The organism is Aquidulcibacter sp. (assembly GCF_049239865.1).
GTDB lineage: Bacteria > Pseudomonadota > Alphaproteobacteria > Caulobacterales > Aquidulcibacteraceae > Aquidulcibacter.
Window position 1 is genome coordinate 1 of sequence record NZ_JBMLTR010000174.1, and the last position, 1,541, is coordinate 1,541.

Here is a 1,541-nt window from a genome sequence, read left to right on the forward strand (position 1 = left end):
CGCCTGTCCTGATTGGCGGAGGCCAATTCACCTATCGCGGTGCCCCCGAATCCTGTCCGCCGCCAATTGGCCTGTGCGCTCGCGCGGCAGAAGCGGCGATTGCCGATTCTGGCCTAAACCACGAGATTTTGGCCCAAATTGACGGTTTGGCGGTGGTTGGCTTTACGATTGATGCCGGTGGCAATCTAAGTCGCATGCCAATCCCCAAGGCGAAGAACCCGCCAAAAGCGCTAGCCAAGGTACTAGGCGCTTCTCCTGCGTGGCAGACCTACACCCATGTCGGCGGCAATACGCCGCAAGCTTTGGTCAATGAAGCTGCTGAACGTATCGCCAACGGTGACAACAAGCTGGTCCTCTTGGCAGGCGCTGAGTTTTTAGGCTCCATGATGAAGCTGGTACAGGCGAGTAATTTTGGCCCACTTGCCGCCTATCAGGTCGATGACGAGGAAGCCCCAGCCATGTTTGGCGATGGGCGCGACGGCTGTTCGCCCTATGAAGCCCGTCATGGCCTCGAGTTTCCGACCAATGTGTATCCGATGTTTGAAAATGCCTATCGGGCAAATCTGGGGCGCAGTTTAGAGGCTCATTCGACGGCGATGGGGGCTTTGTTTGCGCCCTTCACCGAAGTGGCCGCGCAAAATCCTTATGCGTGGTTCCCGCAAGCCCAGACAGCGGAAGCCTTGGTGACGCCCAGCGCCAGCAATCGCATGGTGGGCTTTCCATACCCGAAGCGCCTCAATGCCATCATCCAAGTTGACCAGTCGGCCGCCGTTTTGATGGCCAGCTATGCCCATGCCAAGAGCCTTGGCGTGCCCGAGTCGCAGATGGTCTTCCTGCATGGCTGTGCTGATACGATTGAGAAATGGAATGTGCTCGACCGCGTCGATTATCATTCCAGCCCTGCCATGCGGGTGGGCGTGCGCGAAGCTTTTGCAATGGCGGGCAAGAGCCTCGCCGATATGTCTTTCTTCGATCTGTATTCTTGCTTCCCCGTCGCTGTCGAAATCGCTGCAAAGGAAATGGGCCTTGCGACCGATGATCCGCGCGCTCTGACCTTGACGGGGGGCTTGCCCTATTTTGGCGGACCCGGGAATAATTATTCCATGCATGGCATCGTCGAGATGATCCATCGCTGCCGCAAAGAGCCTGAGGCGTTTGGCTTTTTGAACGCAAATGGCTGGTTCCTGACCAAGCATGCCTTTGGCATTTATTCCTGCCAGCCGACCATGGGCGCTTGGGCAAGGCCGCCTAAGAAATCCTATCAGGGTGAAATCGACGCGATGGCCTCGCCCGAGGTGACGGAGACCCCAACAGGGGCCGCCATGATTGAAACCTATACCGTCATCCATGCCCGTGAAGGCATGCGTATGGGCATTGTGATTGGTCGCGATGAGGCAGGGCGTCGCTTTGTTGCCAATACGCCTAAGGGCGATACCGACATTATGGCCGATCTGGAGGGCCGCGAAAGCGTGGGCCGTAAGGGCCGGGTCGTCCATGATGGCGAACGCAATATTTTCACGCCGCAAGAATTTTTGGGATCT

The 1,541-nt window shown here is 57.4% G+C and carries 1 protein-coding gene; it reads left to right on the plus strand.

Annotated features, from left to right (window positions below):
• A partial coding sequence (locus tag ACOVRA_RS12050) for an acetyl-CoA acetyltransferase (protein ID WP_421720501.1) occupies positions 1–1,541 on the plus strand: 1,541 nt, incomplete at both ends.